Source organism: Micromonospora tulbaghiae (genome assembly GCF_900091605.1).
Taxonomy (GTDB): domain Bacteria; phylum Actinomycetota; class Actinomycetes; order Mycobacteriales; family Micromonosporaceae; genus Micromonospora; species Micromonospora tulbaghiae.
Window position 1 is genome coordinate 421,174 of the sequence record NZ_FMCQ01000003.1, and the last position, 20,000, is coordinate 441,173.

19 protein-coding genes and 3 tRNA genes are annotated in these 20,000 nt (G+C 73.7%); 16 read left to right on the forward strand and 6 right to left on the reverse strand.

The annotated features are described in order from the left end of the window. The 8 genes from GA0070562_RS10880 to GA0070562_RS10915 all read left to right on the forward strand — a co-directional run bounded on the left by GA0070562_RS10880 (position 1) and on the right by GA0070562_RS10915 (position 6,664). Complete coding sequence (locus GA0070562_RS10880; protein ID WP_091419387.1) at positions 1 to 1,050, forward strand: AAA family ATPase; 1,050 nt, start codon at positions 1 to 3, stop codon at positions 1,048 to 1,050. After that, positions 1,047 to 2,048 carry a DUF58 domain-containing protein gene (locus GA0070562_RS10885; protein ID WP_091419390.1) on the forward strand — a complete coding sequence of 334 codons (1,002 nt, stop codon included), beginning with the start codon at positions 1,047 to 1,049 and terminating at the stop codon, positions 2,046 to 2,048. Before GA0070562_RS10880 ends, GA0070562_RS10885 begins: the two co-directional genes overlap by 4 nt. Beyond that, a complete protein-coding gene (locus tag GA0070562_RS10890; RefSeq protein ID WP_091419392.1) occupies positions 2,045 to 3,004 on the forward strand; it encodes a VWA domain-containing protein in 960 nt (319 codons plus the stop codon). The genes GA0070562_RS10885 and GA0070562_RS10890 overlap by 4 nt, the downstream gene beginning before the upstream one ends. A gap of 48 nt (positions 3,005 to 3,052) precedes the next feature. Then, a complete protein-coding gene (locus tag GA0070562_RS10895; RefSeq protein ID WP_091419395.1) occupies positions 3,053 to 3,913 on the forward strand; it encodes a S1C family serine protease in 861 nt (286 codons plus the stop codon). 152 nt (positions 3,914 to 4,065) lie between these two features. Continuing rightward, positions 4,066 to 4,362: a hypothetical protein gene (locus GA0070562_RS10900; RefSeq protein ID WP_091419397.1), complete on the forward strand. Its 297-nt coding sequence runs from the start codon at positions 4,066 to 4,068 to the stop codon at positions 4,360 to 4,362. A gap of 9 nt (positions 4,363 to 4,371) precedes the next feature. Then, entirely contained in the window at positions 4,372 to 4,797 is a 426-nt protein-coding gene (gene arfB / locus GA0070562_RS10905; protein ID WP_091419400.1) for an alternative ribosome rescue aminoacyl-tRNA hydrolase ArfB, read from the forward strand. Positions 4,798 to 4,846: 49 nt separating this feature from the next. Continuing rightward, positions 4,847 to 5,419, forward strand: coding sequence for a GNAT family N-acetyltransferase (locus tag GA0070562_RS10910; RefSeq protein ID WP_091419402.1), 573 nt, complete (start codon positions 4,847 to 4,849; stop codon positions 5,417 to 5,419). A gap of 87 nt (positions 5,420 to 5,506) precedes the next feature. Then, on the forward strand, positions 5,507 to 6,664 hold the full coding sequence (locus tag GA0070562_RS10915; protein ID WP_091419406.1) for a cellulose binding domain-containing protein: 1,158 nt from the start codon (positions 5,507 to 5,509) through the stop codon (positions 6,662 to 6,664). A 24-nt stretch (positions 6,665 to 6,688) separates the two neighbouring features. Here GA0070562_RS10915 and GA0070562_RS10920 read toward each other — a convergent pair whose 3' ends face one another. Then, a complete protein-coding gene (locus GA0070562_RS10920; protein ID WP_091419409.1) occupies positions 6,689 to 7,573 on the reverse strand; it encodes a 3-methyladenine DNA glycosylase in 885 nt (294 codons plus the stop codon). 34 nt (positions 7,574 to 7,607) lie between these two features. Next, positions 7,608 to 9,092, reverse strand: a complete 1,485-nt coding sequence (locus GA0070562_RS10925; RefSeq protein WP_091419412.1) for a hypothetical protein — start codon at positions 9,090 to 9,092, stop codon at positions 7,608 to 7,610. A gap of 215 nt (positions 9,093 to 9,307) precedes the next feature. On the opposite strand from GA0070562_RS10925, the gene GA0070562_RS10930 reads away from it, so the two are divergent. The 4 genes from GA0070562_RS10930 (at position 9,308) to GA0070562_RS10945 (ending at position 10,663) form a co-directional block, all read left to right on the forward strand. Further along, positions 9,308 to 10,111, forward strand: coding sequence for a fumarylacetoacetate hydrolase family protein (locus GA0070562_RS10930; protein WP_013284528.1), 804 nt, complete (start codon positions 9,308 to 9,310; stop codon positions 10,109 to 10,111). Positions 10,112 to 10,218: 107 nt separating this feature from the next. Next, positions 10,219 to 10,290, forward strand: a tRNA-Gln gene (locus tag GA0070562_RS10935). A gap of 76 nt (positions 10,291 to 10,366) precedes the next feature. Further along, positions 10,367 to 10,439: transfer RNA gene (locus tag GA0070562_RS10940), tRNA-Glu, on the forward strand. A 151-nt stretch (positions 10,440 to 10,590) separates the two neighbouring features. Further along, positions 10,591 to 10,663 (forward strand) — tRNA-Glu (locus GA0070562_RS10945). A gap of 149 nt (positions 10,664 to 10,812) precedes the next feature. Here the strand turns inward: GA0070562_RS10945 and GA0070562_RS10950 are convergent. Then, entirely contained in the window at positions 10,813 to 11,499 is a 687-nt protein-coding gene (locus tag GA0070562_RS10950) for an IclR family transcriptional regulator (protein ID WP_013284529.1), read from the reverse strand. Positions 11,500 to 11,548: 49 nt separating this feature from the next. Between GA0070562_RS10950 and leuC the strand changes: the two genes are divergently transcribed. The 3 genes from leuC to GA0070562_RS10965 all read left to right on the forward strand — a co-directional run bounded on the left by leuC (position 11,549) and on the right by GA0070562_RS10965 (position 14,359). Beyond that, a complete protein-coding gene (gene leuC, locus GA0070562_RS10955; RefSeq protein WP_091419414.1) occupies positions 11,549 to 12,991 on the forward strand; it encodes a 3-isopropylmalate dehydratase large subunit in 1,443 nt (480 codons plus the stop codon). Positions 12,992 to 13,006: 15 nt separating this feature from the next. Continuing rightward, positions 13,007 to 13,594, forward strand: coding sequence for a 3-isopropylmalate dehydratase small subunit (gene leuD / locus GA0070562_RS10960; protein WP_091419416.1), 588 nt, complete (start codon positions 13,007 to 13,009; stop codon positions 13,592 to 13,594). Between the two features lie 159 nt (positions 13,595 to 13,753). After that, positions 13,754 to 14,359 (forward strand): HU family DNA-binding protein, encoded by a 606-nt coding sequence (locus GA0070562_RS10965; protein ID WP_091419419.1) that lies wholly within the window; start codon positions 13,754 to 13,756, stop codon positions 14,357 to 14,359. 115 nt (positions 14,360 to 14,474) lie between these two features. On the opposite strand, the gene GA0070562_RS30630 is transcribed toward GA0070562_RS10965, so the two are convergent. Continuing rightward, positions 14,475 to 14,894, reverse strand: a complete 420-nt coding sequence (locus tag GA0070562_RS30630; protein ID WP_254663775.1) for a hypothetical protein — start codon at positions 14,892 to 14,894, stop codon at positions 14,475 to 14,477. A 1,024-nt stretch (positions 14,895 to 15,918) separates the two neighbouring features. Here GA0070562_RS30630 and GA0070562_RS30635 point away from each other — a divergent pair. Continuing rightward, positions 15,919 to 16,575 carry an endonuclease/exonuclease/phosphatase family protein gene (locus tag GA0070562_RS30635; protein WP_244255361.1) on the forward strand — a complete coding sequence of 219 codons (657 nt, stop codon included), beginning with the start codon at positions 15,919 to 15,921 and terminating at the stop codon, positions 16,573 to 16,575. Positions 16,576 to 16,619: 44 nt separating this feature from the next. Here the strand turns inward: GA0070562_RS30635 and GA0070562_RS10975 are convergent, their stop codons facing one another. Continuing rightward, on the reverse strand, positions 16,620 to 17,537 hold the full coding sequence (locus GA0070562_RS10975) for an NUDIX hydrolase (RefSeq protein ID WP_091419422.1): 918 nt from the start codon (positions 17,535 to 17,537) through the stop codon (positions 16,620 to 16,622). 7 nt (positions 17,538 to 17,544) lie between these two features. After that, a complete protein-coding gene (locus GA0070562_RS10980; RefSeq protein WP_393353063.1) occupies positions 17,545 to 19,851 on the reverse strand; it encodes an RNA degradosome polyphosphate kinase in 2,307 nt (768 codons plus the stop codon). Positions 19,852 to 20,000: the final 149 nt, after the last annotated feature.

Below are 20,000 nucleotides of genomic sequence, written 5' to 3' on the forward strand. Positions count from 1 at the left end.
GTGACGGACATCTCGGACACCCCGGCCAGCGTGCTCAGCCCGGTCGACGCCGACGCGAGCGGCGTCGAGCTGGAACAGACCCTCGCCGAGGTCAGACGCGTGATCGTCGGGCAGGATCGGCTCGTCGACCGCCTGCTCACCGCACTGATCGCCGACGGGCACTGCCTGCTGGAGGGCGTACCGGGAGTGGCCAAGACGCTGGCGGCGCAGACGCTCGCCACAGTGGTCGGCGGCACGTTCTCCCGGATCCAGTTCACCCCCGACCTGGTCCCCTCCGACATCGTCGGCACCCGCATCTACCGCGCCTCGACCGAGCAGTTCGACGTGGAGCTGGGGCCGATCATGGCGAACCTGGTGCTCGCCGACGAGATCAACCGGGCCCCGGCCAAGGTGCAGTCGGCGCTGCTCGAGGCGATGGCCGAGCGGCAGGTCTCCATCGCCGGCCGGAGCTGGCCGGTGCCGGACCCGTTCCTGGTCCTGGCCACCCAGAACCCGATCGAGTCCGAGGGCGTCTACCAGCTCCCCGAGGCGCAGCGCGACCGCTTCCTGATGAAGGTCGTGGTCGACTACCCGAGCGACGCCGACGAACTGGCCATCCTCTACCGGATGAGCGCCGAACGCCCCACCGCGTGTACCGTGCTCGACCCGGCCCGGCTGCGCGAACTCCAGCGCCGCGCCACCGACGTGTTCGTCCACCACGCGCTCGCCGAGTACGTGGTACGCCTCATCCTCGCCACCCGCGACCCGGAACGCTTCGGCCTGCCCGACGTCGCGCCCCTGCTGGCGTACGGGGCCAGCCCCCGGGCCACGCTCGGCCTGGTGGCCGCCGCCCGCGCCCAGGCGCTCGTCCACGGCCGGGACTACGTGCTCCCCGAGGACATCCGGGAACTGGCGGTGGACGTGCTGGCGCACCGGCTCGTGCTCTCCTTCGACGCGATCGCCGACGGGATCTCCGGCGAGGACGTGGTGCGCCGCGTGATCGAGGCGGTACCGCCACCCCGGCTGGTGAACGGGCCCACGGAGACGATGAACGACCTGGCGGCGGCATGACCGGCGCGGCCGAACCCGGGCTCGCCGATCTCGCCCCGGACCAGCGGCTGCGCCGGCTGGAGCTGACAGTGACCCGACGGCTCGACGGCCTGCTGCACGGCCGGTACCGCGGCCTGCTGCCCGGACCCGGCAGCGAGGCGGCCGGCAGCCGCGAGTACCGCCCCGGCGAGGACGAGGTACGCCGGATGGACTGGGCGGTCACCGCCCGGACCACAGTTCCGCACGTACGCGAGGTCGACGCGGACCGGGAACTGACCACCTGGCTGCTCGTCGACGCCAGTCCCAGCATGGAGTACGGGACGTCCACGCTGGACAAGCGGGAACTGGCGGTGGCCGCCGTGGCCGCGATCGGCTTCCTCACCGCCGGGGTCGGCAACCGGCTCGGCGCCCAGGTGCTCACGCCGGACGGGCTGCGCCGGTTCCCGGCCCGCAGCGGGCGTACCCATCTGCTCGGGCTGCTCCGCGCGCTGCTCGGCGCCCCGCGTACCGGAGACGGGCTGGACTCCGACGGCGCGGGACCGCGGGACGCGACGCCGGGCCTTGCCGAAGGGCTGGACGGTCTCCAGCGCGTCGCGACCCGGCGCGGGCTCGTGGTGATCGTCTCCGACTTCCTCGACGAGCTGCCCGACGACCCGGACGCCGCGCCGCCCCCGTGGGCCGCGGCGCTGCGCCGCCTCGCGGTACGGCACCAGGTGCTCGCGGTCGAGGTGACCGACCCGCGCGAGCTGGAACTGCCCGACGTCGGCCTGGTCACGCTCGTCGACCCGGAGAGCGGCCGGCACCGCGAGGTGTGGACCGGCGACCCGGGCCTGCGCGAGCGGTACGCGCGCGCCGCCGCCGAGCAGCGCGACCAGGTGCGCCGCACGCTGCGCCGGGCCGGGGCGACCCATCTGGCGCTGTGCACCGATCGGGACTGGTGCGCGGACGTCGTCCGGTACGTGCACGAGCAGCGCCGGCTGGCCACGGTGCCGGCCGCCGCCCGCGGAGGTGTCGCATGACCTGGCAGTCACCTGCCCGCCTCTGGCTGCTGCTCGCCGTCGTCGCCCTGGTCGCCGGCTATCTGGTGCTGCAACGGCGGCAGAGCAGGTACGCGGTGCGCTTCACCAACCTGCGCCTGCTGGACCGGGTCGCCCCGCGCCGCCCGGCCTGGCGGCGGCACGTCCCGGCGGGTCTGTTCCTCGCCATGCTGGCGCTGCTGGTGGTCGGGTTCGCCCGGCCCGAGGCGGAGGTGCGGGTGCCCCGGGAACGGGCCACCGTGATGGTCGCGGTGGACGTCTCCACCTCGATGCTCGCCGGTGACGTGGACCCGGACCGGTTGAGCGCGGCCAAGGAGGCGGGCCGGCGGTTCGTCGACGGGCTGCCGGACGAGTTCAACGTCGGCCTCGTCGCGTTCGCCGGCAGCGCGGCGGTGCTGGTGCCGCCGAGCACCGACCGGGAGGCGCTGCACGACGGCATCGGGCGGCTCGCCGAGGGCATCACCGGTGTGCAGGGCACCGCCATCGGCGAGGCGATCAGCACGTCGCTCGGCGCGGTCAAGAGCCTGGACGCCACCGCCGCCAAGGATCCGCCGCCGGCCCGGATCATCATCCTCTCCGACGGCGCGAACACCTCCGGCATGGACCCGATGGAGGCCGCCGACCAGGCGGTCGCCGCGAAGGTGCCGGTGCACACCATCTCCTTCGGCACGCCCGGCGGCTCGGTGGACCGGGGCGGCCGGGCGATCCAGGTGCCGGTGGACGGCCAGACGCTGCGGGCGGTCGCCGAGCAGACCGGCGGCGGCTTCCACGAGGCGTCCACCACCGCGGAGCTGAAGGACGTCTACGAGGACATCGGCACCTCGGTCGGCTACCGCACCGAACGGCAGGACATCTCGGCCCGCTTCATCGGCCTCGGGCTGGTCCTGGCGATGGGCGCCGCCGCCGGCTCGCTGCGGTGGTTCTCCCGGCTGCCCTGACCCCGCACACCACGACCGCACGACCGCACGACACGTGAGGAGCCAGGCATGGCAGTGCAGACCGGACTCGGCGAGCCGCGCGGACCGTGGTTCGTCTCGCCGGAGCTGGACCCGGACGGGCGCGGCTACCGGGACGTACCCGGGGGTGGGCCGGAGGCCGGGCGGCGCAGCCTGCGGCACCGGCTGCTGAGCGTGGCGGCGGTGGTGGCGCTGTCCACCGTCTCCGGCGCGGCGGCCGGCACCTGGGCGGCCGACCGGGGCGCGCCGGGACCGACAGCGGCGTCCGCCGCGCCGGTGCCGGCCGAGCTGGTCACCGCCGCAGGCAAGACGGTGCCCGGGGTGGTCTCGGTGATGGTCGGGGGCCGCTCCGGCGCGTCCGCGTCAGGCTCCGGGTTCGCCATCGACAACGAGCAGCACATCGTCACCAACGACCACATCCTGGCCCGGGGCGGTTCCGGCGCGGTCACTGTGGAGACCTCGGACGGACGGCGTTTCCCGGCCGAGGTGGTGGGCCGGGAACCGGCCAGCGACCTGGCGGTTCTGAAGGTGCCCGTGTCGGCCGGGTTGCCGCCGTTGCCGCTGGCCAAGGCGAACTCGACGAGGGTGGGGGAGCCGGTGCTCGCGGTCGGGTCGCCGCTCGGGCTCGCCGGGACGGTCACCGCGGGCATCGTCAGCGCGCTCAACCGGCAGGTACGGATCGGCAACGGCCGGCACACGGCGGTGCAGACCGACGCCTCCATCAACCCGGGCAACTCCGGCGGGCCGCTGGTGAACGCGCGCGGCGAGGTGGTCGGCGTGAACACCGCGATCGCCACCATCGACGGCAACGGCTCCATCGGCATCGGCTTCGCCATCCCGATCGACCAGGTCCAGCAGACCGCCGACACCATCATCGGCCGGGGCGGCTGAGCCGCCGGCGCGGCCACCCGCGCGGGGTTGCTTCGGCGCCCCGCGCGGCGCTGACCTGCACAGGCGTCGCAAGATCGGTGCGAAGTGTCGGATATCCGGCGTGGGATCATTGGGGCATAGAAATATTACGCTGAGTATGGATACTGGCGGAGGTGGAGCAAGCTGTCATTGCGGCCCTCCTCGTGGTGGGCCTGATCATCGGCGCCGGTGTCGGCGCCTCCTACGCGCGGGCGAAACGCGGCTGGACGGACTACCAGACGATCCGGACCAGCGTCCCCGGCGCGCGGCGCAACGCCTGGCTCGCGATCCGGGGCGTGGTCCTCAAGCTCGCGGTGATCGCCCTGCTGCTCGTCGGTGCGGCCGCGTACGCGGCGTCCGGCGGCGGCGAGGAACGGGCCGGTCCCACGCCGAGCGCCACCCCCACCCCGAGTCACCGCGCCGGGCGCTAGCCTCGGGGAGTGGACGACGGACTGCGGGTCACCGATCGGCTCGTGGTTCCCGCCGCCGAGCTGCGGGAGCGGTTCTCCCGCTCGTCCGGCCCGGGCGGGCAGGGAGTGAACACCACCGACTCCCGGGTGGAGCTGAGCTTCGACCTGGGCGGCTCGCCGAGCGTGCCGGAGACGCTGCGGGAACGGGCGCTGGCCCGGCTCGCCGGCCGCCTGGTCGACGGCGTGCTGACCGTGACCGCCAGTGAGCACCGCGCGCAACTGGCCAACCGGGAGGCCGCCCGGGCACGGATGGCCGCGCTGCTGCGCGAGGCGGTCGCGCCGCCGCCGAAGCCACGTCGCCCGACCCGCCCGTCGCGCGGCGCCAAGGAACGCCGCCTGGCCGAGAAGAAGCGCCAGTCCCAGCGCAAACGCGACCGCCGGGTGGACGGCGACTGACCGAAAATATGTTGAGCCGCCACGCGCGCCGCCCGGAGAATTTCGCCACGTGATCGACTTCTCCGTCAAGCCCACGCTCACCGGCGAGCGCGTGGTGCTGCGCCCGTTCCACGACGACGACCTGCCGGCGCTCGCCACGATCCTGGCCGACCCGGAGGCGGTCCGGCTGACCGGCAGCCCGGCCGGCGAGACGTTCGAGCCGTCCCGGCTGCGCGCCTGGTACGGCACCCGCAACAGGCAGGACGACCGGCTCGACCTCGCGGTGGTGGACCGGGCCGGTGGCGCCTGCGTCGGCGAGGTGGTCCTCAACGAGTGGGACCGGGCCAACGCGAGCTGTAACTTCCGCACGCTCATCGGCCCCGGCGGCCGCGACCGCGGCCTCGGCACCGAGGCGGTCCGGCTCATCGTCGGGTACGGCTTCGAGCAGCTCGGCCTGCACCGCATCGGGCTGGAGGTGTTCGCGTTCAACCCCCGTGCCCGGCGCGCCTACGAGAAGGTGGGCTTCGTCGCCGAGGGGACGCTGCGCCAGGTGCTGCGCGACGGCGACGACTGGGTGGACGCCACCGTCATGTCGATCCTCGCCCCGGAGTGGAACCGCCATCGGGGGCACCCGGAGGGTTGAGCCGGAGGCGTCGAAGCGCTTCAATGCGTACGGGAGCTTCAGGGCCGTCACCGACCACCACGTCACCGTGACAGGAGTCCCTTCCGCATGTCCCGAAACCCCCTGCGCGCCGCGCTGACCGCGCTCGCCGCGCTGCTGCCGGCCCTCGCCCTCGGCCTCGCCCTCACCGCCACCACACCCCCGGCCGCCGCGGCGGCCACCCCGGTCCGCGTCATGCCGCTCGGCGACTCCATCACCGGGTCGCCGGGCTGCTGGCGGGCAGTGCTCTGGAACCGCCTCCAGTCCACCGGCCACACCGACGTCGACTTCGTCGGTACGCTCGGGCCGCAGGGCTGCGGTGTGCCGTACGACGGCGACAACGAAGGGCACGGCGGCTACCTCGCGACGAACGTGGCGAACCAGAACCTGCTGCCGGGCTGGCTGGCCGCCACCCGGCCGGACGTCGTGCTCATGCACTTCGGCACCAACGACGTGTGGAGCAACATCGCGCCCGCCACGATCCTGGCCGCCTACTCGAAGCTGGTGGACCAGATGCGGGCCGCCAACCCGGCCATGACCGTGCTGGTCGCGAAGATCATCCCGATGAACCCGGCGAGCTGCCCCGAGTGCGGCCAGCGGACGGTGGCGCTCAACTCGCTCGTCGACGGCTGGGCGGCCGGGAAGACGACAGCCGCGTCGCCGATCGTGGTGGTCGACCAGTGGACCGGGTTCAGCACCGCCACCGACACGTACGACGGCGTGCACCCGAACGCCGCCGGCGACCAGAAGATGTCCGACAGGTGGTACCCGGCGCTGGTCGCCGCGCTGGACCGGACCACGCCCGGCCCGACCGCGTCCCCGACCGGCAGCCCCACACCGTCGCCGACCGTCAGCCCGACGCCCACGACCAGCCCGTCACCGACGACCAGCCCGTCACCCACCGCCAGCCCGACGCCCACGGCGGGCGGCTGCACCGCCACCTGGCGCCTCGCCGGTCAGTGGCCCGGCGGCTTCCAGGGGGAGGTGACGGTCCGCAACGGCGGCGCCGCGTCGATCGCCGGCTGGACCGTGCGCTTCCCGCTCACCGCCGGCCAGCGGATCAGCCAGGCGTGGAGCGCGGACGTGACGCAGAGCGGAACCACGGTGACCGCCCGGAACGCGAGCTGGAACGGCGCCCTGGCCCCGGCCGCCCAGACCACGTTCGGGTTCCTGGCCGACGGTGCCGTCCCGAACCCGGCGCCGGCGCTGACCTGCGCCGCGAACTGATCCCCGCGCCGGCCGGCCCCGCGCTCAGCGTCGGCCGGCCGGCGCGGCCCGGTCCAGCGCGGCCAGCAGCCGGGTACGCAACCCGGCGGCCCGCTCGGCGAACCCGCGCTGGGCGGCGGCGTACTCGGCCCGGCCCTCCGGCGTCTCCACCCGCACCGGCGGGTAACCCAGGTCGGCCAGGTCGTACGGGCTGGCCCGCATGTCCAGCTCCCGGATCTCCCGGGCCAGCGCGAAGCAGTCCGCCACCAGCTCCGACGGCACCAGCGGCGACAGCTTGTACGCCCACTTGTAGAGATCCATGTTGGCGTGCAGGCAGCCCGGCTGCTCCAGCGCGTGCTGACCCTCCCGGGTCGGCTGGAGCACGTTGAGCGGCCGGGCCGGCGCGGTGAAGAACCGGAACGCGTCGAAGTGGCTGCACCGCACGCCGCGCTCCTCGACCACCTCCGCCGTCGCCGCCGGGCTCAGCCGTAACGGCCAGGCGTTGTGCCGTACCTGCTCCTGGGTCTGCCGGTAGACCATCGCCCACTCGTGCATGCCGAAACAGCCGAACTGCGCCGGGCGCCCGGCGGTCGCCGCGAGCAGCGTACGGATCCAGGCGATCGACTCGGCGCGCCGCGCGCGTACCCGATCGGTGTCGAGCGTGAGCCCGGCGGCGCTCGCGGTGTAGTCCGGGCCGAAACCGGCCGGGTCGGCGTCGCGCAGCACCACGCCCGCACCCGGGTGCCAGCGGCGCAACTGCGCCGGGCGGTGCGAGTAGTAGGTGAACAGGAAGTCCTCCACCGGGTGCTTCACCCCGGAACGGCGGCGGGCCAGGTGCGGCGTCAGCCAGGCGTCCACCCGCGCCTCGTGGGCGTGCCGGCGCGCCCGCCAGTCGGCCAGGTCGAGCGCGGGGGCGAGGGCGGCGGTCACACACCCCAGGGTACGACCGCCGCCCGTGCCCGGATCACGCCACGTCCACCCGCACGCCCGCGGAGAAGACGCCGCTGCGCAGCTCCAACCGCTTCGGCGGCTCGTCGCCGCGCATGGTGAACACCAGGGGTAGCAGCACCCGCCGCCCGGCGGCCACCGGCTGGGAGAAGACGTCCCGGCCCAGGTTCGCCACGCGGGTCGCGTCCTCGTCGGCTGCCACCCAGTTGCCGCTCGGCAGGTACGCCCGCTGCAACTGCCCGTGCCAGGTCTGGTCCTCGTTGGTGAGGTTGCGCACCCCGACCGTGGCCAGGCAGGGGCGTCCGCCGCCCGGCGCCGCCGGCAGGACGCCGGCGCCGCAGCTCACCCGGTAGACGGTGAACTCGAACGCGGTCTCGCGCAGCGGCTGGCCCAGCGCGCCGGTGACGCTGCTGCCCACCCACGCGCCGCTCGTCGGCTGCTTGGTGGTGTCCATCGCGGCCACCCGCTGCGTGGCCGACCAGGCGGCCGCGCCGACCACACCGGCGAGCACCGCGGCCGCCACGCCGACCACGAGCCAGACCGGCGGCCGGCGACGGCGGCTCGCGGGCGACGGCACTGCCGTACGCGGATAGACGGTGCCGCGTTCGGGTGGTCCCTGGCCCGGTCCGGCTCCGCCCGGCATGCCTGCGCCGGGCACACCGCTTCCGGGGGTGCCGGTGTGCATGGCGCCGCCCACGGGCGTACCGGTGGGCGTCGCGCCGCCTCCGGGGGCGCCCGTCCCGCCGCGGGCCGTGCTGCCCGGCGCGGCGCTTCCCGCCGCGGTGCGTCGGCGGCGGCGCCACACCGCCCACCACAGCACACCTGCGGTGACCACCAGCAGCGCGGTGAACGCGGCAAGCAGCACCGGGGGCCGCCGCCAGGCCGGGGCGGCGGTGACCTGTGCCGCCGGGGCCGTCGCGGCGCCCACCCAGGTCGCCGTGGCGCAGTCGAAGGGACGGGTGCCGTCCGTGCCGTAGACGCAGGTGGGTGCGGTCACCGAGCGGCCCGGACCGGGGACCGACAGCGCGGTGTGCAGGGTTGTGGTGCTCTTCGCCGGCAGCCGCAGCCGCCAGGTCACCTCACCGGCGCTCATCCCGGCGGGTCGGCTGGCCCGGCCACCGCCGGTCACCGTGGTGGCCCGCGAGCCGTTCGGCAGCTCCTGCCGGACCATCGTGTCGACGGGCGCCGAGCCGGCGTTGCGGACCTCGATCCGGTAGCCCGGCGCCGGGGTGCCCGACGCGCCCACCGCCACGCTGACCGGGGGCATCGACGGCCGGACCGGGGCCGGGCCGGTGGTCGGCACCGCCGGGGGCACCGCCGGTACGCCGGTCGGGATCGGGGTGGCCGCGGCACCGGGGATGACCGCCGGTGGTGGGGCCGGACGGGCGGGGGCGGCGGCCGCGCCTGGCGTCGCCGGGGACAGCGCCGGTACGGCGGCGATGACGCCGAGGCAGTTCACGAACACTGCCAGGGCCCTGTGGTGTCGTCTCGATGCAGGCATACCAACGAACCTCCGGACCCGAAGCTATGGGCCGGGGGCCGCCGGGCGGGTACGAAGCCGCCATTCCCGCCCCGTCCGGCGCGATCGCGCGTACCCTGCTCGGCACTTGGCCGGTCCGGGGCCCGGCGGCGGTCGGCGAGGGCGTGGCGCGGCGGCCGGGCGTGCCGCCTGCCGGTGTCCGCCGGGCGGCACGCGGGCGGGGATAGATTGGCCGGGTGCGTATCGCTCGTTTTGCTCATGCCAAGGGAATGTCGTTCGGGGTCGTCGAGGGCGAGCCGGAGGCCGGGCCGCAGGGCCTGACCATCGCCGAGATCGAGGGCCACCCGTTCGGGCAGATCCAGTTCTCCGGTGCCCGTTGGGCGCTCTCCGACGTCCGGCTGCTGTCGCCGATCCTGCCCAGCAAGGTGGTCTGTGTCGGCCGTAACTACGCCGAGCACGCCGCCGAGCACGGCAGCGAGGTGCCCAAGGAGCCGCTGCTCTTCCTCAAGCCGTCCACCTCGGTGATCGGCCCGCGCGACGCCATCCGGCTGCCGATCTTCTCCAAGCAGGTCGAGCACGAGGCGGAACTCGCCGTGGTGATCGGCGCACCGGGCGCCCGCCGGGCCGACCGGGCCGCCGCCGAGCGGGCCATCTTCGGCTACACCTGCGCCAACGACGTCACCGCGCGGGACCTTCAGCGCTCCGACGGGCAGTGGACCCGCGCCAAGGGCTTCGACTCGTTCTGCCCGATCGGTCCCTGGATCACCACCGGTCTCGACGTCAGCGACCTGGAGATCCGGTGTGAGGTGGGCCGCAACCCGGAGGAGATGGAGGTACGCCAGCTCGGCCGGACCAAGGACATGGTGTTCGACGTTCCCGGCCTGGTGTCGTACATCTCGCACGTGATGACGTTGCTGCCCGGCGACGTGGTCCTGACCGGCACGCCGGCGGGGGTTAGCCCGCTCACCGAGGGGGATACGGTCACCGTGCGGATCCAGGGGATCGGGGAGCTGAGCAACCCGGTGGTCCCCGTCGCCTGATTCGCTCCGATGCCTCGTTTCCGCTGGTCAGGTGGGTTTCGAGGGGTTGGATTTGGCCTGTCGGCACCGGGAGGGTAAAGTTCATTCCCGGCGCCGCAAGGGGCCAATGGGGTATGGGGTAATTGGCAGCCCGACTGATTCTGGTTCAGTTAGTCTAGGTTCGAGTCCTGGTACCCCAGCGCAGCCGCGGGTTCGCGAGAACCCTCGGACGCTGGATTCCGGCAGCTCACGCTGACGGAGTGCAATGAAGGTTCTGGCCCCGTCGTCTAGCGGCCCAGGACGCCGCCCTCTCAAGGCGGTAGCGCCGGTTCGAATCCGGTCGGGGCTACAGCACCGACAGCCCGTCCCGTTTTCCGGGGCGGGCTTTCTGCTGTCCTGGCCACGTGCGCAGGGGGTGGCCCCCCTCGGTGCTGCCGGACGGGATGCCGCTAGACTACTGCCACACCGCCCGGCAGGGTGGTGAAGCACGAAAAGTGCCTGGCCCCGTCGTCTAGCGGCCCAGGACGCCGCCCTCTCAAGGCGGTAGCGCCGGTTCGAATCCGGTCGGGGCTACACCCAGGAACGGCCCGTCTCGCCAAGCGAGGCGGGCCGTTCCGCATCCCCCACCCTCACCCCCCTCACCCCGTTGATCATGAAGTTAGCGGTAGTTGGGGAGATCAAAAATGCCGCTAACTTCATGATCAACGCGATAGGAGGGTGGGTCAGAGGCCGGAGAGGCGCTGGCCGGCTCGGACCACGGCCATGGCGTGGCGTTCCCCGGGGCGGCGGCCGAGGCGCTCGATCGGGCCGGAGATGCTGATCGCGGCGATCACCCGCCCGGTGCGGTCGCGGATCGGCGCCGAGACGCTCGCCACACCCGCCTCCCGCTCCGCGACGCTCTGCGCCCATCCGCGCCGCCGCACCTCGGCCAGCGTGCGGCCGGTGAACTTGGAGCGGGGGAGCAGCGGCATGACCGCCTCCGGCGGCTCCCAGGCGAGCAGGATCTGCGCCGCCGAACCGGCGGTCATCGGCAGCACCGAGCCGACCGGGACGGTGTCCCGAAGGCCGCTGGCACGCTCGGCGGCGGCCACACAGATCCGCTCGTCGGCGCGGCGCAGGTAGAGCTGGGCGCTTTCGCCGGTGGCGTCCCGTAGCGCGGCGAGCAGCGGCTCGGCGGCGGTCAGGAGCACGTCCGGGGCCGCGTTGGCCAGCTCGCCCAGGCGTGGACCCGGGCGCCAGCGCCCCTGGGTGTCCCGGACGAGCATCCGGTGGATCTCCAGCGCCTGTGCCAGCCGGTGCGCAGTGGCCCGGGGCAGCTTGGTGCGTTCAACGAGTTCGGCCAGGCTGGCGCCGTCGACACAGGCGGCCAGGATGACCACCGCCTTGTCGAGAACGCCGACACCGCTCATACTGAGTCCCACAAGCCGAAATTTACCTCCCAGAATTTAGGATGTCCAGATGGTGGGAGTCACTCAACCGAGGACCCTGGCCGAGAAGGTCTGGGACGCACACGTGGTCCGCTCCGCCGACGGCGAGCCGGACCTGCTCTTCATCGACCTGCACCTGCTGCACGAGGTGACCAGCCCGCAGGCGTTCGACGGGCTGCGTCTGGCCGGGCGCGGGGTCCGCCGTACCGACCTGACGATTGCGACCGAGGACCACAACACCCCGACCGGGTACGACGACCCGGCCTTCCGCTCCCGGCGCGGCGACCTGCTCACGATCGCGGACCCCACCTCCCGCACCCAGATCGAGACGCTGCGCCGCAACTGCGCCGAGTTCGGCGTCCGCCTGCACCCGCTGGGCGACGAGAACCAGGGCATCGTGCACGTCATCGGCCCGCAGCTCGGCCTCACCCAGCCCGGCATGACGATCGTGTGCGGCGACTCGCACACCGCCACCCACGGCGCGTTCGGGGCGCTGGCGTTCGGCATCGGCACCAGTGAGGTCGAGCACGTGCTGGCCACGCAGACGCTGCCGCAGGCCCGCCCGAAGACCATGGCCGTGAACGTCGTCGGCGAGCTGGCGCCCGGCGTCACCGCCAAGGACCTGGTGCTCGCGCTGATCGCGCAGGTCGGCACCGGCGGCGGGCGCGGTCACATCGTCGAGTACCGGGGCGAGGCGATCCGCGACCTCTCGATGGAGGGGCGGATGACGATCGCCAACATGTCCATCGAGTGGGGCGCCAAGGCCGGCATGATCGCGCCGGACGAGACCACGTTCGCGTACCTGAAGGGGCGGCCCAACGCGCCCCAGGGCGACGACTGGGACGCGGCGCTGGAGTACTGGCGGACGCTGCCGACCGACGAGGGCGCGACCTTCGACACCGAGGTCACGCTGGACGCGAGCCGGATCACGCCGTTCGTGACCTGGGGCACCAACCCCGGGCAGGGCGTGCCGCTGGGCGCCACCGTGCCGGACCCGGAGGAGTTCGTCACCGAGCCGGAGCGGGTCGCGGCCCGTCGCGCGCTGGAGTACATGGACCTCACCCCGGGCACCCCGATGCGCGACCTCGCCGTGGACGTGGTCTTCGTCGGCTCCTGCACCAACGGCCGCCTGGAGGACCTGCGGGCCGCCGCCGAGGTGCTGCGCGGGCGGCGGGTCGCCGACGGCGTACGCATGCTCGTGGTGCCCGGCTCCGCCGCGGTCCGCGAGGCGGCCGAGATCGAGGGGCTGGACAAGGTGTTCTCCGACGCCGGCGCCGAGTGGCGCTTCGCCGGCTGCTCCATGTGTCTGGGCATGAACCCGGACACGCTGAAGCCGGGCGAGCGCTCCGCCTCGACCTCCAACCGCAACTTCGAGGGCCGCCAGGGCCGGGGCGGGCGTACCCACCTGGTGTCCCCGCCGGTCGCCGCCGCCACCGCCGTGGTCGGCCGGCTGGCCGCCCCCGCCGACCTGTAGAAGGGCAGCCGACAGATGGACAAGTTCACCACCCACACCGGCACGGCCGTGCCGCTGCGCCGATCCAACGTGGACACCGACCAGATCATCCCCGCCGTGTACCTCAAGCGGGTGACCCGGACCGGATTCGCAGATGGTCTGTTCAACGCGTGGCGGGAGGACCCGTCATTCGTCCTCAACGATCCCGTCCATTCGGGTGCGTCGATTCTGATCGCCGGCCCCGAGTTCGGCACCGGATCCTCCCGGGAGCACGCCGTCTGGGCGCTGCGGGACTGGGGCTTCCGGGCTGTCATCTCGCCTCGCTTCGGCGACATCTTCCGTGGCAACGCGCTCAAGGAAGGTCTCCTTCCGGTCGAGCTGGAATTGAAAGCCGTGGAAGAACTGTGGGATCTCGTGGAATCCGAGCCGACCACGCCGATCACTGTCGACCTCGCCTCCCGTCAGGTCCACGCCGGTGACGCCACCTGGGCGTTCCCGCTGGACGACCACAGCCGTTGGCGGCTGATGGAGGGCTTGGACGACATTGGACTCACCCTCCGGCACGAGCCTGAGATCAGCGCGTACGAGGCCGCCCGGCCGGCGTTCCTGCCCTCGATCGCCTGACTTCCAGCGCTATTCGCCCCCACCGGTGCACCCGGTGGGGGCGAATCCGTTGCGACACAAGGGCTTTTTTCCACCGAATGTTTGTGTCCAGGCAGCACAGGGCATACCGTGCGCGCAGAATGGCTCGCGTCGAGTCAGTTGCACAATCGGGAGGAAGTCGTGAACAAGGCCGAGCTCATCGAGGCGCTCGCCGTTCGCCTGGGGGACCGGAAGACGGCGACGGCCGCGCTCGACGCGGTTCTCGCTGAGGTCCAGGCGGCGGTCACCAAGGGCGAGAAGGTGGCGATCACCGGTTTCGGAGCGTTCGAGAAGCGCGTCCGGGGAGCCCGAACAGCGCGCAATCCGCGTACCGGCGAGGCGGTGAAGGTCAAGAAGACCTCCGTCCCGACGTTCCGGGCGGGCGCGGGCTTCAAGGAGATGGTGGCCAGCGGCAAGGTGCCGAAGGACACCGCCGCCGCGAAGAAGACCACCGGCGCCGCGAAGAAGACCACCGCGGCGAAGACCACCGGCGCCGCGAAGAAGACCACGGCGGCGAAGGCCACCAAGACCACCGCGACCAAGAAGGCCGCGCCGGCGAAGAAGGCCGCCGCGACCAAGACCACGGCGGCGAAGAAGACGACCGCGGCGAAGTCCACCGCGGCGAAGAAGACCACCACCGCCAAGAAGACGACCGCGGCGAAGTCCGCCACGGCCAAGAAGACCACGGCGGCGAAGAAGGCGCCCGCGAAGAAGGCGCCGGCCAAGAAGGCCGCCACCCGGCGCTGACCGGACGGCCCACGAAAGGGCGCCCACCGTTCGCGGTGGGCGCCCTTTCGCATGGGTACGCGTTGACCGCCCACCGCCGCGCCCCGCAGAATCGCCGTGCCGAAAACCCCGTCGGTCACGAGAAGAGGCGCCCGTGCGGCACCGTCACCTCTCCACCCTGGCGCTCGCGCTGGGTATCGCGATTCTGCTGGACGTGCTGCGGGTCTGGCTGCCGTCGATCATCACCCTGTTCGGCCAGGCCGCCGAGACGCCGGCCGAACTGCTCGGCGCGTTCGCGCTCGGCTGGTTCCTGCTCGCCCTCGCCGCGCCCACGCTCGTACGCCGCATCGGTGCCGGCCCGGTCGGACTCGTCGCCGCGGGTGTGCTGGCGGTGGCCCGGCTGGCGCTCACCGCGCAACCCGGCGGCCCGGCCCAGCTCTGGCTGGCCTGCGCCGGGCTGCTCGCCGGCCTGGTCTGGCTCGCCGCCGTCGCCGCTTCCGTGCCCCGGCCGGTCGCCGGGCTGGCGCTCGGCCTGGCCGGGAACGCGGTCGGGCACGCCCTGCTCGGCACCGAGGATCTGGTGTGGCGCGGCGGTGTGCTCGCCTGGAGCTTGAGTGCCCTGCTGGTGCCGGCGTTCCTGGCCGCCTCGGTGGCGGTACGGCGGGAGCGGACAGCCGCTCCGGTACGCGGCGACGCGGCGCGGACGGCCGTCCCGGCGGCGGATGTGGCGGACGGCGACGCCGGGCGGCGCATGCCGACCTCGGGCCGGAGAGCCTGGTTGCTGTGTGGGCCGGCGCTGCTGCTGGCCGGGCAGGTGGCGCTCGCCCCGGCGCTCTGGAGCGCCGCCGCCGGCACCGGATCGCCTGATTTCCCCGGCCTCGCCCGCCCCGGCAACGGTGCCCTTCCGGGTGCGCTCGCGGTGCTGCTGTTCCTCGCGGCGGCGTTGTTCCGGGCACCGGCGGGCGTGGCGCGGGTGCTGTGGCCGCTGGCGCTGCTCACCGGGTCGGTGCTGTTCGTGACCGGGCTGCTCGTCCCGGCGTACCTGCTCACCGCCGCCGGTCTCGGCGGCTGCCTGGCCCTCACCGACACGACCTACGACGGGCCCGCGGCTGCCGACGAGCGAGCCGCCGCCGAACCCCGGGCCGCCGCCACGGACGAGCGAGGTGCGGCCGTCGACCGGGCCGGCGACGACGCGGCCGGGCGCGGTGACGACGGACGGGCGGGGGCGCGGCGGGGGTGGGCGGCGGTGCTCGGGATGCTGGTGTTCGCGGTGGCCACGGTGGCTTATTACGCCGCCTACGACCTGGGGTACCCCAACGGCTGGGTGCCGGTCGCCACGGCCGTCCTGGTGGCTCTGGTGGCGTCTACCGCGCCTCTCCGGCCCGCCCCGACGTCGCCCGCCCCGACGTCGCCCGGCGCGGCGTCACCCGGTCCGGTGCTGCCCGCCACGGTCCGGGTCGCGGCCCTGGCGGGGCTCACCGCGCTGGCCGGGCTCGCCGCCGCGCTGCACGTGCCGCCGGCACAGGCCCGGGCCACTACCCCCCCCGGCGGCGGTACGGGTGGCCGCGTACAACATCCGGATGGGGTTCGGCCTGGACGGCCGGCTGGACCTGGACGCGGTGGCCCGGGTGTTGCGCGGCGCGGACGTGGTGCTGCTCAGCGAGGTGGACCGGGGCTGGTGGCTCAACGGCGGCCACGACACGCTGGCGTTGCTGGCCGGGCGGCTGGGGATGCCGTACGTCTTCGCGCCCGCCGCCGACCCGGTCTGGGGCGACGCGGTGCTCAGCCGCTTCCCGATGCGCTCCGGGCAGACCAGGCGGCTGACCGCGCACGGCGCGCCGACCGGGGCGCAGGCCCTCGGCGTCACGCTCGACCTCGGCGGCCGGGAACTGGCGGTGGTGGCCACGCACCTGCAACCGCCGCCCGGCCGGGATCCGGTCGAGCAGGCGGGCGAGGTGGCCGCGTTCGCCGGCCGCTACGCGAACGGCCGTCCACTGGTGCTCGGCGGCGACCTGAACACCGAGCCGGACGACCCTGCGTTCGCCGAGTTCACCCGCGCCGGGCTGGTGGACGCGCTGGCACCGGCCCGGCCGCTGCGGACCAGCCCGGCCGACGATCCGCGCACCCAGATCGACCACGTCTTCGTGTCGCCGGGACTGACTGCGAACGAGGTACGCGCGCCGCGCACCGAGGCCAGCGACCACCTCCCGGTGACGCTCACCGTCACGCTGCCCTGAAGGCGCGTCGGGCGAGGGCACCACCGACAGCGGGAGAGCCGCGACTACAGGCGGTCGGCGACGACCAGCCGGTCACCGGCGAACGGCAGCAGCCAGCCGCCGCCCTTGGCGGTGGTGAAGTCCTCGTCCACGCGGCCGGTGAGCCGTTCCAGCGCGCCCGGGATCACCTTGCCCTGGCTGCACACCGCGACCGTCCCGACGGCCAGCGCCAGCGCGGTCAGCCGCGCCGCGGCGGCGAGTGCGCACTCCTCGACCTGCTGGCCCGGCTCCGGCTCGTCGAAGTCGCCGCAGACCTCGATCGGCAGGTCCAGCCGGGCGGCCGCCGGATCCAGCGTCTGCACGCAGCGCCGGGCCGAGGCGGAGAACAGGCGGGCCGGGCGGACCAGCGCCACCAGCGGGACCAGCAGACGTGCCTGCGCCCACCCCTGCTCGTCCAGCGGCCGGCCGTGGTCCGGGCCGGTCCAGGTGCCGCGCTTGCCGGCGTGCGCATGGCGGACCAGCAGCACCGTCGCGGTGACCGGCGGCAGCGCCGCGAACGCGGCGATCACCTCGGCGTCGTGCGGGTAGCTGACCCGGCGTACCGCGTCGTCGACCGGGAACCAGGCCACGTCGTCGACCTCGGTGCCGGGCTGGAACCCGCCGGTGCCGGCCGCCCGCATGGACCAGTAGTCGACCGCCTTGGCGAGGCCCTCGCTGCGGTAGCGGACCGTGGGCAGGCGTACCTGCGGCACCGCCCGTACGTCGGTCTCCTCGGCCACCTCCCGGACGGCGGCCACGAGCGGATGCTCGCCGCGGTCCAGCTTGCCCTTCGGCAGCGACCAGTCGCCGTACCGGGGACGGTGCACGAGGCAGACCTCGACGCCGGCCGGACCCGGGCGCCACACCACGCCGCCCGCGGCCCGGATCCGCACCGGTTCGTCGTCGCTCACCCGCTCACCGTATGCCCGCCCGGCACGCGCCACGGCCCGGTCAGTCCGCCCGGCCGCCGACCCGGCGCAGCAACAGATCCTGGAGGTGGGTGAGCGGCACGTCGCCGTCGCCGGTACGCCGGTGCCAGGTGCCGTCCGCGGCCAGCTCGAACGCGTCCACGTCGGGATCGAACGCGGCGGTGAGGACGTGGTCCAGTTCGGCCCGGGCCACCGGGTCGCTCACCTGCACCAGCGCCTCCACCCGGCGGTCCAGGTTGCGGTGCATCAGGTCGGCCGAGCCCATCCAGAACTCGGCGTCGCCGTTGTTGCCGAACCGGAAGATCCGGGAGTGTTCCAGGAACCGGCCGAGGATCGAGCGGACCCGGATGTTCTCCGAGAGGCCCGGCACGCCCGGCCGCAGCGTGCACATGCCGCGGATCAGCAGGTCCACGTGCACGCCGGCCCGGGAAGCCCGGTAGAGCGCGTCGGTGATCTCCTCGTCCACCAGGGAGTTCACCTTGAACTGCACGAGCCCCGGCATGCCCAGCCGGACGTGCTCGATCTCCCGGTCGATGCGTTCGATCAGGCCGCTGCGGATGCCCTGCGGCGCCACCAGCAGCCGCCGGTACGCGGTCTGCCGGCTGTAGCCGGTGAGCACGTTGAACAGGTCGGTCAGGTCGGCGCCGATCTCCGGGTCGGCGGTGAGCATGCCGAAGTCCTCGTAGAGCCGGGCGGTCTTCGGGTGGTAGTTGCCGGTGCCGATGTGGCAGTACCGCCGGATCTGGTTGCCCTCCTGGCGTACGACGAGCGCGGTCTTGCAGTGCGTCTTGAGGCCCACCAGGCCGTAGACCACGTGGCAGCCGGCCCGCTCCAGCGTGCGCGCCCAGCCGATGTTCGCCACCTCGTCGAAGCGCGCCTTCAACTCGACCAGCACCACCACCTGCTTGCCGGCGGCGGCAGCGTCGACAAGCGCGTCCACGATCGGGGAGTCGCCGCTGGTGCGGTAGAGCGTCTGCTTGATGGCGAGCACGTTCGGGTCGGCCGCGGCCTGCTCGACGAAGCGCTGCACGCTCGTCGCGAACGAGTGGTACGGGTGGTGCACCAGCACGTCGCCGTCTCGCAGCGTGGCGAAGACGCTGCGCGGCACCTCACCCTCGGCCAGGCGCGGATGGGTGGCCGGCACGAACGGCGGGTCCTTCAGGTCGGGCCGGTCGGCCTCGCCGTAGACCTGCCAGAGCGCGGACAGGTCGAGCAGGCCACGGACCCGCAGCACGTCGTGGTCGTCCACGTCCAGCTCGCGGACGAGCAGCTCCAGCATGTGGTCGGAGATGGAGGCGGCCACCTCCAGGCGTACCGGCGGACCGAACCGGCGGCGGGCCAGTTCCCGCTCCAGCGCCTGGAGCAGGTCCTCGTCGCGGTCCTCGTCCACCTCGACCTCGGCGTTGCGGGTCACCCGGAACAGGTGGCACTCGACCACCTGCATGCCGGAGAACAGCTGGCCGAGGTGCACCGAGATGAGGTCCTCGACCGGCAGGAACCGCACGCCCGGCTGGCCGCGGTGGACCCGGACGAACCGGGGCACGTTGTTCGGCACCTTGACCCGCGCGAACAGCTCCGAGCCGCCGTCCGGGTCGCGTACCGAGACGGCCAGGTTCAGCGACCGGCCGGAGATGTACGGGAACGGGTGCGCCGGGTCGACCGCCAGCGGGGTGAGGACCGGGAAGATGTGCGCCCGGAACCAGGTGCGCAGCCGCTCCCGCTCGGCGTCGTCCAGGTCGCTCCAGCGCAGTATGCGGATGTCCTCGGCGGCGAGCTTCGGCAGCACGTCGTCGACCAGGCAGGTGGCGTGCCGGGCGACCAGGCCGGCGGCCTTCTCGGTGATGAGGTCGAGCTGGGTGCGCAGCGGCAGCCGGTCACCGCCGCGTACCGGCAGGCCGGCGGAGAGCCGCCGCTTCAGCCCGGCGACCCGGACCATGTAGAACTCGTCCAGGTTGCTGGCGAAGATGGCCAGGAACTTCGCCCGTTCCAGCAGCGGGGTGCGCGGGTCCTCGGCGAGCGCCAGCACCCGGGCGTTGAAGTCGAGCCAGGACAGCTCCCGGTTGAGGAAACGGTCCTCCGGCAGCGGCGGCGCGGTCGGCGGGGCGGCGGCCGCGGGGGTCTCGTCGGCCGGGCCGGGGCCCTCCACCGGGTCGAGCGGCTCGTCCAGCCCGGTGGCGCCGGCCGCGTCCGGGTCGGCGCCGAGGCGCTCCTCCGGGGGCCGGGGCTGGCGGAACCGCCCGTCCGGGCCGCGGGTGGGGCGTCCGTTGCGGGGCGTGCCGGGGTCGAGGATCGGCGGCGGGCCGTCAGGGTGCTCGCGAGGGGTGCTCACCACCTCATGATTCCCCGATAAGGGTGAACGGAAAATGAACTCGGGCCAGGTTGTTCACGCCATCGTCGGCAAGGTCACCCGGACCACCTCGCCGTCGGCGTCCCGCTCGATCCGGACACGCTGCCCCAAACGGAGCAGCCGCAACCCGG

Bases quoted from the DNA above. Each gene is read 5' to 3' on its own strand.
- GA0070562_RS30635 (WP_244255361.1), top strand. From the start codon at position 15,919: ATGGGGTTCGGCCTGGACGGCCGGCTGGACCTGGACGCGGTGGCCCGG.
- GA0070562_RS10925 (WP_091419412.1), bottom strand. From the start codon at position 9,092: ATGCCTGCATCGAGACGACACCACAGGGCCCTGGCAGTGTTCGTGAAC.
- GA0070562_RS10890 (WP_091419392.1), top strand. From the start codon at position 2,045: ATGACCTGGCAGTCACCTGCCCGCCTCTGGCTGCTGCTCGCCGTCGTC.
- GA0070562_RS10895 (WP_091419395.1), top strand. From the start codon at position 3,053: ATGGCAGTGCAGACCGGACTCGGCGAGCCGCGCGGACCGTGGTTCGTC.
- leuC (WP_091419414.1), top strand. From the start codon at position 11,549: ATGGTGGGAGTCACTCAACCGAGGACCCTGGCCGAGAAGGTCTGGGAC.
- GA0070562_RS10950 (WP_013284529.1), bottom strand. From the start codon at position 11,499: ATGAGCGGTGTCGGCGTTCTCGACAAGGCGGTGGTCATCCTGGCCGCC.
- leuD (WP_091419416.1), top strand. From the start codon at position 13,007: ATGGACAAGTTCACCACCCACACCGGCACGGCCGTGCCGCTGCGCCGA.
- GA0070562_RS10885 (WP_091419390.1), top strand. From the start codon at position 1,047: ATGACCGGCGCGGCCGAACCCGGGCTCGCCGATCTCGCCCCGGACCAG.
- GA0070562_RS10915 (WP_091419406.1), top strand. From the start codon at position 5,507: ATGTCCCGAAACCCCCTGCGCGCCGCGCTGACCGCGCTCGCCGCGCTG.